Genomic DNA, 14109 nt, shown 5'->3' on the forward strand with positions numbered 1-14109 from the left:
TCTGGGCCCGCCGGCGGCGCTGGCCCGCCCCGGCGCCCGCGTGGGACGGGCCGCCGCCCCGGAGCGTGCTCGCGCGGGGCAGCAGGCGCGCACGGACGGCGTCGGAGACCAGCCACGGCGCCGGCAGCGCCCGGGTGAGCTCGGCGAGCGGGTCGTAGCCACGCCGTCGGAATCCGGCCGCGCCGCCCGGGACCGGGACGAGCAGGGCGTGCGGCGCCCCGGGCAGGTCCGGCTCGAGGCGCGCCGCGGCGACGGCCCGGCACAGGGCCTCGCCCAGCACGCCGCGCAGGTGCAGCGCGTGATGGTCCTTGAACGCGAGCACGGCGGCCGCCAGCGGGTCTGCGTAGCGCCCGGCCGCCATCACCGGCAGGGGAGCGCCGCCGGGGCCCAAGGGCAAAGCCGGGGCGTCCTGCTCCGCCCGGAAGGGCCGGGACAGGACGGCGGTCAGTCCCTCCGCGCAGGCCGGGCAGAGCCGGTGACCCGGCGCGGCGCACACCGCGCACTCGGCGGGCAGGACCAGGTCGGCCAGGGCCCGACCGAGGGTGCCGAACACCGACGGCGGGGACGGGGAGGACGGCGGGGAACGCATGCGACGAGTCCACCGCACGCCGCCGCCGTCCGGGCGCCGGGGCGAGCCGCTGTGCGGGCCGGGGCGGCTGTGCAGGAGTGGACGACGGGGCGGCGGGCGCGGGCTCGGCTCAGTCCGGGAACGAGAGGTCGCGCACCCTGCGGTCGAGCTCCTGCGCCCGCCACGAGGAGCCCACCAGCAGGAACACGAGCTCCTCCGTCTCCGCGTAGTAGGCACCGTCGTCGCCGACGGAGATCCCCCGCAGACCGCCCAGCGGGTTGAGCTCCCGGACGGTGCCGTCGATCGAGACGATCCGCGGCACCACGCGCTCGTCGGGCTTCTCGGCGTACGCCGAGACGAGCAGGTTCGTGTCTCCGGCCCACTCCACCGAGTCCTCGGAGCCGGAGGAGGGCAGCAGGATCGGCTCGGTCAGGGCGTTCGGCACCCCGTCCGAGCCGCGCACGACGCCGGACACGCGCAGGGTGGTCCGCTGGCCGTCGTCGACGAGCATCGCGGCCTGGGCCCCACTCCGCGACAACCGCAGGTCGACGATCCGCTCGCCGGGCCGCAGCCAGGTGGCCGTCACGATGCGCTCCTGCCCGCCGGGCTGGGCCGGGACGGCGCGGATCCGCGAGGTCGTCTCCCTGTCGGCCGCCCACACCCAGCCCAGGAGGTCCAGTGACGGGACGGTGAGCCCGGTGCCGCGCAGCACCTCCCGCAGGGTGCCGTCCGTGCCGGCGACGTGGACCGCCGTCCGGTCACGGGTGACGAACACGAAGCGGCTGCGGTCGCCGGACATGGTCGGGCGGACCGGATCGAGCGCGGTGACGTCCGGGGCGCCGCCCACCGGCGTGACGCTGGTCCCCTGCACGTACACGAGTCCGCCCGTCGCCGTGTCGATGCCCACCTGGACTGAGCCGACGGCGGGGTCGGTCTGGACCGGGGCGGGGCCGTCGTCTCCCGACGTGGACAGCTGGGCGCCGGCGACGGTCACCTCGACCTCCTTGACCGATTGGAGGCCCGTCAGGGTCAGCTCCAGCTGCTCCCGCATGCGGTGCCGCCGGTCGGCGTCGGCCCCCTCGGCGGCCGCCTGGGTGAGGTCGACGTGGGCCACGCCGTCGTCGTCGACGGGCACCGTGGGTGCGGCCAGGTCGGTGCCGGTGCGCAGCGGGAAGGCCGTGTCCACCGCCCCGGCCAGATACGGTGCCGGCCCGCGCAGCAGCGCTCGCGTCACCGCGGTCACCGTGGTGCCCCGATTGACGAACCACCGCACGTCCGGCACGACGTAGCGCTTCGCGGTGTCGTAGAAGGCGAGCTCGTGCGGGGCGAACAGCTGTCCGAACTGCGCCTGGGAGAGCAGCGTGCCGTTCTCCGTGGACGTGATCCGCATGCCCTGCGGCCGTTCCTGCACCGTGACCGCCCAGGCCTGCGTGGTCCCCGGCGGCGCGACGGTCCGCAGGCCGTACTCGTCGATCTCCGAGTCGACCTCGACCTGGATCTGGTAGTCCCCGGCGCCGTCGCCCCGGGTGATGCGCGGCTCCGCCGAGTACACGAGGGTGCGCTGCCCGGGCGTCCACTGGGTGGCCGCGGGCCCGTCGAGGAACTCGCGCGCCACCGCGTAGTCGTCCTGCGGGCTCGTGCCCGCGAGCAGGAAGCCCCGGATGGCCTCCTCCGCCGTGTCCGACTCGGCCGGCCCCGGCGGATGGAACTGCGGCGCGTCGGCGGCCGCGGTGGCCCCGTCGACCGGGTCGGCGCTGCGCACTTCGGAGCTCTGGGGGATCTGGGTGCAGCCGCTGAGGGCGAGCACCAGGGCGACGATCACCGCGAAGACGGCGACACGCAGCGGGCGGGGCGGCTGTGGATCCACGGTGGTCATCGGGCCTCCTCTGCCCCGTCGTCGCCGGTCCAGCCCCCGGCAGCCGTCCCGTCGGCGGGAGGGACCATGCGCACCGGCCGGGTCGGTGCGGTCAGGGCCTGCTCGGCCTGGCGCGCGGACGGCGGGGCGTCCGCGGCCGCCGCGGTGACGTCCGCGACCGTGCCGACGGCGTCGGCGTCCGCCTCCTGCGGGACGGGCCGGGACAGGTCATCGGCGTACCGGCGGTCCGCCGTGCTGTAGCGGGGCGGAATGGGCAGCACGGAGCGGCCGATCGGTTCGGGGGCCTCCGCGCCCTGCGCGGCCGGGCGCGGCGCCCGCGGCAGGGTCACCATGAAGGTGGACCCCTCCCCCAGCTCGCCCCACGCCTCGAGCCGGCCGCCGTGCAGCCGGGTGTCCTCGGTGGCGATCGCCAGACCCAGTCCGGACCCGCCGGTGGTGCGCTTGCGTGCGGGGTCGGCACGCCAGAACCGATCGAACACGCGCTGCACCTGCTCGGGGCTCATGCCGATGCCGTGGTCCACGACGGCGAACGTGACGGCCTCCTCGTCGGCCGCCACGAGCACGTCCACCGGCCGGCCCTCGGCGTGCTCGATCGCGTTGTTCACCAGGTTGCGCAGGATCCGTTCGATGCGCCGCGGGTCGACCCAGGCGACGTGGCCGTCGGCGCGGTCCCGGTCCATGGGCACCACGTACACGGGCACGCCGATCTGATCGGCCAACGGCTGAGAGGTGAGCACGACGTCGCGGGCCAGCTCGAGCATGTCCGTGGCCTCGAGGGCCGGGGTGGCGGCGCCGGCGTCGAACCGGGTGATCTCCAGCAGGTCCGCGAGCATGGCCTGGAAGCGATCCACCTGGTGGTAGAGCAGCTCGGTCGAGCGTCGATTGACCGGGTCGAAGTCCTCGCGCGAGCCGTACAGCACGTCGGCCGCCATCCGCACGGTCGTCAGCGGCGTGCGCAGCTCATGGGAGACGTCCGAGACGAACCGCTGCTGCATCTGGGACAGCTGGGCGAGCTGGCCGATCTGGTCCTGGATGCTGTCCGCCATCCGGTTGAAGGACGTGCCCAGGCGGGCCATCTCGTCCTCACCGTCGACCGGCATCCGCACGGCCAGGTTGCCGCTCGAGAGGGACTCGGCCGCCCGGGCTGCCTGCTGCACGGGCCGGGTCACCCGCCGCGAGACCCACCACGAGACCAGCACGTTGATCACCAGGAAGCCGACGCCGAACACCAGCAGCACCCCGAGCACCGAGTCCAGCGAGCTCTGGACGTCCGCGAGGTCGTAGACGAGGTAGAGCCCGTAGGTGGCACCCGGGGGCAGCACCACCTGGGCGCCGAACACGAGGCCGGGCCGGGTGCCGCCGCCGGGGTCCGGCAGCGCCACGCTCGCGTCGTACACGCCCGGCCCGGAGGCGACCGCGTCCTGCAGCTCCTGGGGGATCACCGCGGGATCGAGACCGGCGGAGGAGATCGTCCCCACGTACGCGGACTCGGAGCCCGGCAGCGGGGCGAGGTGGTAGCGGCGGCGGATCGTCGTGCCCGAGTCCCCCTCGAGGGCACGCAGGGTCTGGGTCACCAGCACGTCCGTGCTCTGCGCGTCCGTGGCGGTGGTCTGCGCGAACGTCTCGCGCACCTGACTCAGGCCACGGCGGGCCTCGGCCTGGACCTGCTCGTAGCGGGCCTCGAAGAGGGCCTGGGTGATCTGCTGCGTCAGGAACGCGGCGACCACGAGGCCCGCGAGGATCGAGAGCAGGGCCGCGAGCACCGCCGTGCGCAGCCGCAGGGACCGACGCCACCGGCGGCGCAGCGCACGCCACGCGGGGCCGGGGACCCACGACCGTGGGCGGCCGGCGGCGGGCTCGACCGGCTCGGCGCCGGGCTCGGCCGCCGGGGCCGCGCTCAGACCCGGGCCGGACACCGTCATGCCCTCAGCCCTGGCCGGCCTTGTACCCGACGCCGCGGACGGTCAGCACGACGCACGGGTTCTCGGGATCCGGCTCGACCTTGGAGCGCAGGCGCTGGACGTGGACGTTCACGAGCCGGGTGTCGGCCTGGTGCCGGTACCCCCAGACCTCCTCCAGCAGCATCTCGCGGGTGAAGACGTGGCGCGGCCGCCGGGCGAGGGCCACGAGGAGGTCGAACTCCAGCGGGGTGAGGGCGATGCCGACGCCGCCGCGGGTGACCTCGTGGCCCGCCACGTCGATCTCGAGGTCCCCGATGTGCAGGACCTCCGCCGGCTTGGCCTCCCCCTCACGCAGGCGGGCCCGGACGCGGGCCACGAGCTCGGCCGGCTTGAACGGCTTGGGCACGTAGTCGTCCGCACCCGACTCGAGGCCGCGCACGACGTCCGCCGTGTCCGACTTGGCCGTGAGCATCACGATCGGCACGTCCGACTCGTCTCGGATGAGCCTGCAGACCTCGATGCCGTCGATGCCGGGGAGCATGAGGTCCAGCAGCACGAGATCGGGACGCTCGCGGTGGAACGCGGGCAGTGCGGAGGTGCCGTCCGCGGCGAACGCCGGCTCGAAGCCGTCGTTGCGCAGGACGATGCCGATCATCTCGGCCAGCGCCTCGTCGTCGTCCACCACCAGGATCTTGGCCTTGCCCATCCTGACCTCCTCGTCAGCGCTCCCCCCGGCGCCGCGGGCGGGACCGGCCCCGGGCACAGGAAATTTTCAGGATCAGCCCGATGATACCCGCCGGGCGGGCCCGTCCCCGGCGGACGACGCCGGAGGTCGCCCCGGTCCGTCGGGGCGCCGGCTCAGCCGCGCAGCTCGGCGAGCCGCGCGGCCAGCTCCTCCGCGTCCCGCCGCAGAGTGCGGAGCACGGCGGGGTCGTGCGGCCCCGCCGCCGTGAGGCCGACGTCGCCCACCCGTCCGGGGTCCACCCCCAGCCGTTCCCACGTGCGGACGACGTCGACCGGGCGCACGCCCGGCTCGGGGGCCAGGGTCAGCCCGCGCCCGACGTCGGCCCAGCCGGCCGCCGCCTCCCACGCCTCGCGGGTGCCGGGCGAACCGTCCGCGCCGTCGTCGAGGGGGCCCACGCCCACCACGAGCGAGACCGGGGCCCGGGCGGGCGCGTCCGCGGCTGCGTCGGGCCTGGGCAGGGACTCTCCCGTCAGCGTCGCCAGCGCGGCGGGCCCGGGCAGCTCGGCCCCCGGGGAGGCGGCGCGGCGGCCCGGCGCGAGCCACACTCGGGCGACGTCGGGCAGGGCGGTGAGCCTGGCGAGGGCGGCGCGCCACAGTCCGCGGGCCTCCTCGCGCGGCAGCGACCGGACGGTGCGGTACCCGCTCGCGGTGGGCAGGGTCCCGGCGAGGACGGCCCCCGCCCACGGCTCGTCGACGACGACGCCGAGGCGGGCCGCCCCGGTGGCCCTCCGGAGGCGGGGCAGGGCGTCCTGCAGTCCCTCGAGATAGGACTCGGCGACGTCGCGGCGGGCGCCGTGGTCGCCGAGGACGCGCTCTCCCCCGGGCAGCCAGAGGCCGGCGAGCAGGCTGAGCGGGCCGCGCACCCGCACGGCCAGACGTTCGACGACGGCGCCCTCGGCCCCCGCGGTGTCCGCCCAGCGGTGCGCGTCCTCGCGCCAGAGGGAGACGGCGCGGCGTCGGTCGCGGCCGGAGCCGGCGGCCCCGGGCGGGCTGACCCGCCAGCCGTGCGGCTGCAGGTCGACGGCCAGCTCCTGCAGGAGGGCGGCCGAGCGGCCGGTGGCGTCGGCGCCGGGTCCGCGCTCGGGCAGCTCGGGGAGCACCGGCCAGTGGTCCGCGCCGAGCTCGCCGAGCGTGACGCGCTGCGCCTCTGCGACGTCGGTGCCGCGCCACGGCGTGCCGCCGAGGGCGACGGGGCCGGTGGCGCCGTCGTCGTGGGCGGCCTCAGTCATCCGCGTCCCCGGAGCCCGCCCCCGGCTCCGCCTCGGCGTCCGGCCGGCCCTCGGCCGCCAGCGCGCGGTGGTGGCGGATGACCTCGGCGATGATGAAGTTCAGGAACTTCTCGGCGAACGCGGGCTCGAGGTCGGCCTCGAGCGCGAGCCGGTGCAGCCGCGCGATCTGGGCGGCCTCACGCCCGGGGTCCGAGGGCGGCAGGTCGTGGCGGGCCTTCAGCGCACCGACCCGCTGCGTGAACTTGAACCGCTCGGCCAGGAGGTAGACGAGCGAGGCGTCGATGTTGTCGATGCTGCCGCGGATCGCGAAGAGCTCGTCGAGGACCGCCGGGTCCGCGGTGCCGGGCAGCGAGCTGGCGTGGGGGTCGTAGTCCGGGCTCATGGCCGAAGCCTACGCATCCGCGGGGGCGGACAGCCGGGCATTGCGGGCGGTGTCGATGGTGGCCTGGCCGAGCACGCGGGTGCCCCGGTACAGGACGGCCGTCTGACCGGGAGCCACGCCGCGCAGGGGGCGCGCCGGCTCGATCTCCCACCCCGGATTCCCCGCCTCGTCCGCGCGCTGGCGGGCGCGGGCCTCGACGATCTCGCCGTGGGCCCGGAACTGCAGGGCGCAGTCGAACCAGGCGCCCGTGCGGGCTTCGGGCACCGGGGCGCCGGCCCACGACGGGCGGATGCCGGTGATGCGGTCGACGTCGAGCAGCTCGCGGCCGCCGACGACCACCGTGTTCTCCTTCGGCCGCACCTCGAGCACGAACCGGGGCTTGCCGTCGGGCGCGGGACGGCCGATGGCCAGGCCCTTGCGCTGGCCGACCGTGAACGCCTGGGCGCCCGCGTGGGTGCCGAGCTCCCGCCCCTCCGGGTCCACGATGGGGCCGGGGGCCAGGTCGATGCGCTCGGCCAGCCAGCCGCGGGTGTCGCCGTCGGGGATGAAGCAGATGTCGTGGGAGTCCGGCTTCGCCGCCACGGACAGGCCGCGCTCGGCCGCCTCGGCGCGCACGAGCTCCTTGGACGGCGTGTCCGCGAGCGGGAAGAGGCAGTGGGCGAGCTGATCCGCGGTCAGCACGCCGAGCACGTAGGACTGGTCCTTCGCGTCGTCCGCGGCGCGGTGCAGCTCCAGCGAGCCGTCCGGACCGGGCCGCACGGCGGCGTAGTGGCCGGTGCAGACGGCGTCGAAGCCCAGCTCGAGGGCGCGCTCGAGCAGCGCCGCGAACTTGATGCGCTCGTTGCAGCGCATGCACGGGTTGGGCGTGCGGCCGGCCTCGTACTCGGCCACGAAGTCGTCCACGACGTCCTCCGCGAACCGCTCGGAGAAGTCCCACGTGTAGAAGGGGATGCCGAGCCGCTCGCACGCGCGCCACGCGTCCGAGGCGTCCTCGATGGTGCAGCAGCCACGCGAGCCGGTGCGCAGGGTGCCGGGCATGCGGGACAGGGCCAGGTGGACGCCGACGACGTCGTGCCCGGCGTCCACGGCACGCGCCGCGGCGACGGCGGAGTCGACTCCCCCGGACATGGCGGCCAGGACCTTCACGGGCGGACTCCTCTCTCGACGACGGACGGGCGCTCCAGTCTAGACGCCCGGCCCCAGCAGCGTCCGCAGCGCGTCGATGAGCGCGGCCGTCTCGGCCAGCGTCGTCGTCCGGCCGAGGGTGAACCGCTGGGTGGCCCGCGCGTCGGCCTCCGTCCGCCCCGGCAGGGCCGCGACCACGTGCGACGGCTCGGCCACCCCGGCGGTGCACGCCGACCCGGACGAGGTGTCCAGTCCGGCCATGTCGAAGGAGAACAGCAGCGCGTCCGCCGTCCGGCCCGGCACGGTGATGTGGACGTTGCCGGGCAGTCGGCGCGTCCCCGGCGACAGCGGCTCCCCCGTCGCCGGGTCGCGGTCCCGCGGCCCGGTCAGGCGCACCCCGTCCAGGGCGTCGACGGCGGCGATCACCTCGTCCCGCAGCCCGCCCAGGCGGGCGGCCTCGGCGGGCTGCTCCGCGACGGCCTCCGCCACGGCGGCCGCCAGCGCGGCGGCCAGGGCCACCGACACCGTGCCCGAGCGCAGGCGGCGTTCCTGGCCGCCGCCGTGCACCACGGCCTCTAGCGTGACGTCCCGGCGCACGAGCAGGGCACCGACCCCCACGGGGGCGCCGACCTTGTGCCCCGAGACGGCCAGGGTCGCGGCCCCGGACGCGGTGAAGTCCACGGGCACCGCCCCGAGGGCCTGGACGGCGTCGGTGTGCAACGGGACCCCGTGGTCGGCCGCGAGCCGGGCGGCCTCCGCGACGGGCTGGACCGTGCCGATCTCGTTGTTGGCCCACATTAGCGTGGCCAGGGCGGTCCGCTCGGGCGCGGCCGCCAGCGCGGCCCCCCATGCGGCGAGGTCGACCCGCCCGTCGTCGTCGACCGGGACGAGCACCGGCTCGGCGCCCTCGTGCGCGGCGAGCCAGTCCACCACATCGAGGACCGCGTGGTGCTCGATGCCGGTCAGCACGATCCGGGTGCGCTCCGGCGCGACCGCGCGGCGGGCCCGGTACAGCCCCTGGACGGCGAGGTTGTCCGCCTCGGTGCCCCCGGACGTGAGGATCACCTCGGAGGGGTGTGCCCCGAGCGCCGCGGCGATGCGCTCCCGCGCCTCCTCGAGGTGCAGCTTGGCCCGGCGGCCGGAGGCGTGGAGGGAGGCCGGGTTGCCCGGCAGCGCGGCCGCCTCGGCCAGGGCCGCGAGCGCGGTGGGGCGCACCGTCGTGGTGGCGGCGTGGTCCAGGTGCACGCGGTCCGGGGTGGTCACCCGGCCAGTCTAGGAGCCGCGCCGGATGTGCCCCGGCTCAGTCCCGGGCGAGGAACCGCTCGACGTCGCGGGTCGGGCCCACCAGGAGGATCGTGTCCTCGGGCTCGAGCACGTAATGACTCGGCGGGTAGAGCCACGTGCCGCGGCTGCGGACCGCGACCACGCGCATGCCCCGCTCCCCCGCGAGCCCGGTGGCTCGCAGGTCCCTGCCCAACAGGCGCGACGGCGGCGTGGCCCGGACCATGGCCAGGCCCGGCTCGACCTCGACGAAGTCCTGGAAGGACGTGCTGACCAGGTGCGCCACGCGGCGGCCCATGTCCCGCTCCGGGTGGACCACGTGCTCCACGCCGAGCTGACGCAGGATCTCGCCGTGGCGGTCGTCATTGGCCTTGGCCCAGAGCTGGTGCGTCCCGAACCGCCGCATCAGCGAGACGGTGAGGATCGAGTCCGCGAGGTCGCCGCCGATGGCGACGACGACGTGGTCCATCTCGTGGACCGAGAGCTGGCGCATCGCCTCCTCGTCCGTGCTGTCCGCGCGGACGACGTGGGTCAGCCGGCCGTTGAGCGCCTGGACGGCCTCGGCATCGGCGTCGACCCCCAGCACGTGGCAGTCGGACTCCATGAGCTCGAGGGCGACCCCGGAGCCGAACCGGCCGAGCCCGAGGACGGCCACGGTGGGGCGGTCGCCCCGGCGGGGGGCGAACAGGGAACGGGTGAGATCAGCCAATGAGGGGCCTCTCCTTCGGGTACTCGAAGTGGCGGGTGCGGTCGGTCAGGGCCAGGCTGCCGGCGACGGTGGCGGGGCCGATGCGGCCGACGAACATGAGGAGCATGAGGATGCCCTGCGCGGCCGGCGGCAGCTGGGCGGTGATGCCGGTGGACAGGCCTACCGTGCCGAACGCGGACACGCACTCGAACAGGATCTGGTCGGTCGTGAACGAGGACAGGCCCATGAGCGCCATCGTGGCGACGGCGATCGCGGTCGCGGAGAGCATGATCACGGTGATCGCCTCGCGGTGCGTGGTCCGGGAGAGCCGGCGGCCGAACGCATGGACGGCACCCTCCCCCCGGATCTCCGCGAGCACGATGAACAGCAGGACGCTCGCCGTCGTGATCTTCACGCCCGAGGCGGTGCCGGCGGGGCCGCCGCCGATGAACATGAGCACGTCGGTGCCGAAGAGCGTCACGGGGTGCATCTGCCCGTAGTCCAGGGTGTTGAAGCCGGCGGTGCGGGTCGTGACGGACTGGAAGAACGCCGCGAGCACGCGCGAGGCCGGGTCCAGACCGCCCAGGGTCCGCGGGTTGGACCACTCGAGGACGAGGTACATGAGCGTGCCGCCCACCAGCAGCACCGCGGTGCCCACGAGCACGAGCCGGACCGTGAGGTTCCACCGCTCGGGTCGGCGCAGGTCTCGCCGCAGGGTCAGCACGACCGGCAGGCCCAGGCCGCCCAAGATGATCGCCGCCGCGATCGGCAGGCAGATGAACGGGTCCGAGACGAAGCCCATGAGGTTGTCGCTGAACAGCGCGAACCCGGCGTTGTTGAATGCGGAGACCGCGTGGAAGACCCCCTGCCACAGTGCCTGGCCCGGGGACATCCCCGCGCCCAGCCAGAAGCGCAGGCTCAGCAGCAGCGCCACCGAGGCCTCGACGGCCGTGGAGTACAGGATCAGGGCCCGCAGCACCCGGGGCAGGTCCCCGATCCCCTCGGCCCGGGTGGAGGCCGCGGCGTCGAGGCGCTGGGTGAGGCCGAGCCGCCGGAGGATCACCAGACCCAGCAGCGACGTGAACGTCATGACGCCCAGGCCGCCGAGCTTGATGAGCGCGAGGATCACGACCTGGCCCAGGGGTGTCCAGAACGTCTGGGTGTCCACGACGCCGAGCCCCGTCACCGTGGTGGCGCTGGTCGCCGTGAACGCGGCCTCCAGCGGGGTGGGTGCGCGGCCCTGATACGAGGCGGGCAGCAGCAGTGCGCCGGTGCCCGTCACGATGGCGACGAGGAAGGACCCGACCACGAGCTGGGTCGGACGGATGCGGGGCCGGCGCGGGCCGACCCGCGGCGACGAGGTGGATGCCACGGGAGGGAAACATAGTCCTTCCGGGGCGCACTGTCACCGTGCGGCGCCGGTGGTTGAATGGTCGGGTGCCGACCCCCTCCGTCCCCCTCGTCCACCCGGTGCACCGGTTCGCCCACCACGAGATCGACTTCCGCCGCCGGATTGTCACGATGGCCGTGGTCAACCGCACCCCGGACTCCTTCTACGACGACGGCGCCGGCGCCGTCCTGGAGGACGCCCTCGCCCAGGCCCACGCCGCGGCGGACGCCGGAGCCGAGTGGGTCGACGTCGGCGGCGTGCCGTTCGCGCCCGGGGCGGAGCTCGACCCGGCCGAGGAGGCGGCGCGGGTGGTCCCCCTGATCGCGGCCCTGCGGAGCGGGGACGGGGCCGGGTCGTCCGAGGCGTCGCGCCGGCTGATCCTCTCGGCGGACACGTTCCAGCCGGCGGTGGCCGAGGCGGCCCTGGCCGCGGGGGCGGACGTCGTCAACGACACCACGGGGCTGTTCCACGCGGACCTGGGCCGGGTGGTGGCCGCCGCGGGCGCGCACCTCGTGGTCACCCACTCCCTCACCCACGTGCGCGGACCCCGGGCCGTGGTCCCCCGGCCGACGTACGACGACGTCGTCACGGAGGTCCGCGACCACCTGCGGCGCACCGTCGACCGGGCCGTGGCGCTCGGCGTCCCCGAGGAGAGGATCATCGTGGACCCCGGCCACGATCTGAACAAGAACACCCGGCACACCCTCGAGATCACGCGGCGGCTGGACGAGATCGCCGCCCTGGGGCTGCCCGTGCTGGCCGCGGTCTCGAACAAGGACTTCATCGGCGAGAGCCTGGACCGGCACCGGCACGAGCGCCTGCCCGGCTCGCTGGCCGCGGCCGCGGCCTGCGTGTACGGCGGCGCCCGGATCCTGCGCATGCACGACGCCGACGCCTCCGTCTCGGCGGCCCGCATGCTCGAGTGCGTGTTCGGGTGGCGCGAGCCGGCGCGCCTGGTCCACAACATGGGCGCGGAGAACCCGCCGCCGGACCGCAGCACCCTGGCCGGACACCGCGCCCACCGCGGGGGGCGGGCATGAGACGGCTGACCGAGACCGGCCCCGGCCTGGACGACGACGCCCTCCGCGCCGCCCTCGCGGCCCCGGCGGCCGAGGACACCGGCCCCGGACCCTGGGTCCGCGTCGTGTTCATCGCCTCCGCCGACGGTGCGGCCACCCTGGACGGCCGTGCGGGCGGGCTCGGCTCCCCCGCGGACCAGCGGCTGCTCTCGCTGTCCCGGCACGACGCCGACGTCGTGCTCGTGGGGGCCGGGACCATCCGGGCCGAGGACTACGAGGGAGCGCTGCTGTCCGAGGAGGACCGGCGTCGACGCGCGGAGGCCGGCGGGCCCGCGGACCCGCCCGTGGCCGTGGTCAGCGGCAGCCTGGACCTGGACCCGGCGTCCGCGTTCTTCACGGCCGCCCCGGTGCGCCCCTGGATCCTCACGTCCCGGGCCGCCCTCGCGGCCGAGCCGGAGCGGGCGGCGGCGCTGGCCGCGCACGCGGACGTGCTGGCGGTCGGCGAGGAGCACGTGGACCCCCAGACCGTGATGGCCACCCTGCACGCGCACGGCGCCCGCGTCGTCCACTGCGAGGGCGGACCGCGCCTGTTCGGCAGCCTCGCGGCGGCCGGCCTCGTGGACGAGGTGCACCTCACCGTGGCGCCGCTGCTGGCCGGACCCGCCGCCGGCCGCGTCCTGACCGGCGAGGACGGCCCCGGCCTCCCCGCCCGGCTCCAGCTGGTCCAGGTGCTCCACGACGACGGCATGCTGTTCCTGCGCCTGCACCACGAGCGGCACGCCTCCCCCGGCCCGGACCCCACGCCGTGAGCGCGGCCGAGGAGCACCGCACCGCCTACGAGGTCCTGGGCGTGCCCCGCGACGCGACCGCCGAGGAGGTCCGGCGGGCCTACCGCCGCGCGGCCCGGGCCGCGCACCCCGACGTGGGCGGCGACCCCGCCGCCTTCCGGGCCGTGACGCGGGCGTGGGACCTGCTCGGCGACGCCGAGGCCCGGCGCCGGTACGACCTCTCGCTGCCCGGCCCGGACGTCGGTCCCCGCGGCCCCCGCGCGGCGGCCGGATCAGGGCGGGCGAGACCGTCGGGACGGTCCGGACCCGGCGGACGTGCCGACCGCCCCGTGCGCTACGAACCCCCGCCCGGCGAGGCGGAGGCGGACCCGACCGTGCTGGACCTGCCGCGATCGAGCCAACGCGTCCACGGGGCGCCGCGGCCGCGCGGGATCCTGCCGGACGAGCACCGGGTGCTGCGGCAGGCCCGCACCCTCGACGTGCTGCTGCGCCACGTGGCGGACGCGCTGCCGGCCGCCCGGGTCCTGACCGGGCTGCGGCTGGGCGGGCGCTGGGGACGGCACCTCGACGTGGACCACGCGGTGCTGTGCGGCCATCGCCTGGCGCTGATCGGCTCCGTCATGGTCCCGGAAGGGACCTACACCTGGGACGGGGCGGACCTGCGTTCCCGGGGCCGTCCCGTGGCCCCGCCGCTGCTCGGCCCCGCGATGATGGCGTGGCAGCAGGCCCTGCCCCAGGTCACCGTCGGCGGATTCGTGCACGTGATGACGGACCGCGACGCGCGGCACGCCCCCGTGATCCGCCACACGCGCGGCGCCGACGCGCCGGAGGCGCAGGCCGACCTGCTCACCGCCCCGCCCGCGCCCGGGATCGCGTTCGCGCGCGAGGTCGCGCTCTTCCTGGGCACCGGCACGGACCCGGATCTCGTGGACCGGCGCGCGCTCGGCGCGCTGGTCGGCCGGCTCCACTGAGGCACGTCCCCGCCCGGCGACGCCGCACTAGGTGTAGGAGGGCATGACGTTGTTGACTCGGGTCGGTGCCAGTGAGGCCGGAGGGGCGTCTCCGCAGGAGGTATGAGGCCGATGGTAGTTGTAGTGGTTCACCCACACGGCCAGCG

14 protein-coding genes are annotated in these 14109 nt (G+C 75.8%); 3 read left to right on the top strand and 11 right to left on the bottom strand.

Features of this window, described 5'->3' with window-relative positions; translation table 11 throughout:
* From NR072_RS09440 to NR072_RS09485, 10 genes are all read right to left on the bottom strand, one after another.
* The coding region (locus NR072_RS09440) for a ComF family protein (RefSeq protein WP_256837000.1) at nt 1-589 on the bottom strand (589 nt) is incomplete at its 3' end.
* A 109-nt stretch (nt 590-698) separates the two neighbouring features.
* Nucleotides 699-2444: an LpqB family beta-propeller domain-containing protein gene (locus tag NR072_RS09445; RefSeq protein WP_256837001.1), complete on the bottom strand. Its 1746-nt coding sequence runs from the start codon at nt 2442-2444 to the stop codon at nt 699-701.
* Entirely contained in the window at nt 2441-4366 is a 1926-nt protein-coding gene (gene mtrB / locus NR072_RS09450) for an MtrAB system histidine kinase MtrB (protein ID WP_250202793.1), read from the bottom strand. The genes NR072_RS09445 and mtrB overlap by 4 nt, the downstream gene beginning before the upstream one ends.
* 4 nt (nt 4367-4370) lie before the next feature.
* Nucleotides 4371-5051, bottom strand: a complete 681-nt coding sequence (mtrA, locus tag NR072_RS09455) for an MtrAB system response regulator MtrA (protein WP_061867002.1) — start codon at nt 5049-5051, stop codon at nt 4371-4373.
* A 152-nt stretch (nt 5052-5203) separates the two neighbouring features.
* The gene (locus tag NR072_RS09460) at nt 5204-6319 is read right to left on the bottom strand and encodes a hypothetical protein (protein ID WP_002854876.1); all 1116 of its coding nucleotides are present in this window, start codon (nt 6317-6319) and stop codon (nt 5204-5206) included.
* Nucleotides 6312-6701: a chorismate mutase gene (locus NR072_RS09465; RefSeq protein ID WP_002854878.1), complete on the bottom strand. Its 390-nt coding sequence runs from the start codon at nt 6699-6701 to the stop codon at nt 6312-6314. The genes NR072_RS09460 and NR072_RS09465 overlap by 8 nt, the downstream gene beginning before the upstream one ends.
* Nucleotides 6702-6710: 9 nt before the next feature.
* Complete coding sequence (gene mnmA, locus NR072_RS09470; protein ID WP_163721277.1) at nt 6711-7847, bottom strand: tRNA 2-thiouridine(34) synthase MnmA; 1137 nt, start codon at nt 7845-7847, stop codon at nt 6711-6713.
* A 39-nt stretch (nt 7848-7886) separates the two neighbouring features.
* The gene (locus tag NR072_RS09475) at nt 7887-9089 is read right to left on the bottom strand and encodes a cysteine desulfurase family protein (protein ID WP_256837009.1); all 1203 of its coding nucleotides are present in this window, start codon (nt 9087-9089) and stop codon (nt 7887-7889) included.
* Nucleotides 9090-9126: 37 nt separating this feature from the next.
* The gene (locus NR072_RS09480) at nt 9127-9816 is read right to left on the bottom strand and encodes a TrkA family potassium uptake protein (protein ID WP_012750984.1); all 690 of its coding nucleotides are present in this window, start codon (nt 9814-9816) and stop codon (nt 9127-9129) included.
* A complete protein-coding gene (locus tag NR072_RS09485) occupies nt 9809-11167 on the bottom strand; it encodes a TrkH family potassium uptake protein (protein ID WP_256837010.1) in 1359 nt (452 codons plus the stop codon). The genes NR072_RS09480 and NR072_RS09485 overlap by 8 nt, the downstream gene beginning before the upstream one ends.
* 65 nt (nt 11168-11232) lie before the next feature.
* Between NR072_RS09485 and folP the strand changes: the two genes are divergently transcribed.
* Genes folP through NR072_RS09500 form a run of 3 tightly spaced genes read left to right on the top strand, consistent with a single transcriptional unit; the run spans nt 11233 to nt 13963 of the window.
* Nucleotides 11233-12225, top strand: coding sequence for a dihydropteroate synthase (gene folP / locus NR072_RS09490; RefSeq protein WP_230260315.1), 993 nt, complete (start codon nt 11233-11235; stop codon nt 12223-12225).
* Nucleotides 12222-13013 (top strand): pyrimidine reductase family protein, encoded by a 792-nt coding sequence (locus NR072_RS09495; RefSeq protein ID WP_256837011.1) that lies wholly within the window; start codon nt 12222-12224, stop codon nt 13011-13013. The genes folP and NR072_RS09495 overlap by 4 nt, the downstream gene beginning before the upstream one ends.
* Entirely contained in the window at nt 13010-13963 is a 954-nt protein-coding gene (locus NR072_RS09500; protein ID WP_256837013.1) for a DnaJ domain-containing protein, read from the top strand. The genes NR072_RS09495 and NR072_RS09500 overlap by 4 nt, the downstream gene beginning before the upstream one ends.
* Before the next feature lie 27 nt (nt 13964-13990).
* On the opposite strand, the gene NR072_RS09505 is transcribed toward NR072_RS09500, so the two are convergent.
* A partial coding sequence (locus NR072_RS09505; RefSeq protein WP_256837014.1) for an integrase core domain-containing protein occupies nt 13991-14109 on the bottom strand: 119 nt, incomplete at its 5' end.

This window comes from Micrococcus sp. Mcc89 (genome assembly GCF_024519795.1).
Classification (GTDB): domain Bacteria; phylum Actinomycetota; class Actinomycetes; order Actinomycetales; family Micrococcaceae; genus Micrococcus; species Micrococcus luteus.

Excerpts from the sequence above, each read along its gene's own strand:
- mtrA (WP_061867002.1), bottom strand. The coding sequence starts at position 5,051 with ATGGGCAAGGCCAAGATCCTGGTGGTGGACGACGACGAGGCGCTGGCC.
- NR072_RS09495 (WP_256837011.1), top strand. The coding sequence starts at position 12,222 with ATGAGACGGCTGACCGAGACCGGCCCCGGCCTGGACGACGACGCCCTC.
- NR072_RS09465 (WP_002854878.1), bottom strand. The coding sequence starts at position 6,701 with ATGAGCCCGGACTACGACCCCCACGCCAGCTCGCTGCCCGGCACCGCG.
- NR072_RS09460 (WP_002854876.1), bottom strand. The coding sequence starts at position 6,319 with ATGACTGAGGCCGCCCACGACGACGGCGCCACCGGCCCCGTCGCCCTC.
- NR072_RS09445 (WP_256837001.1), bottom strand. The coding sequence starts at position 2,444 with ATGACCACCGTGGATCCACAGCCGCCCCGCCCGCTGCGTGTCGCCGTC.
- mtrB (WP_250202793.1), bottom strand. The coding sequence starts at position 4,366 with ATGACGGTGTCCGGCCCGGGTCTGAGCGCGGCCCCGGCGGCCGAGCCC.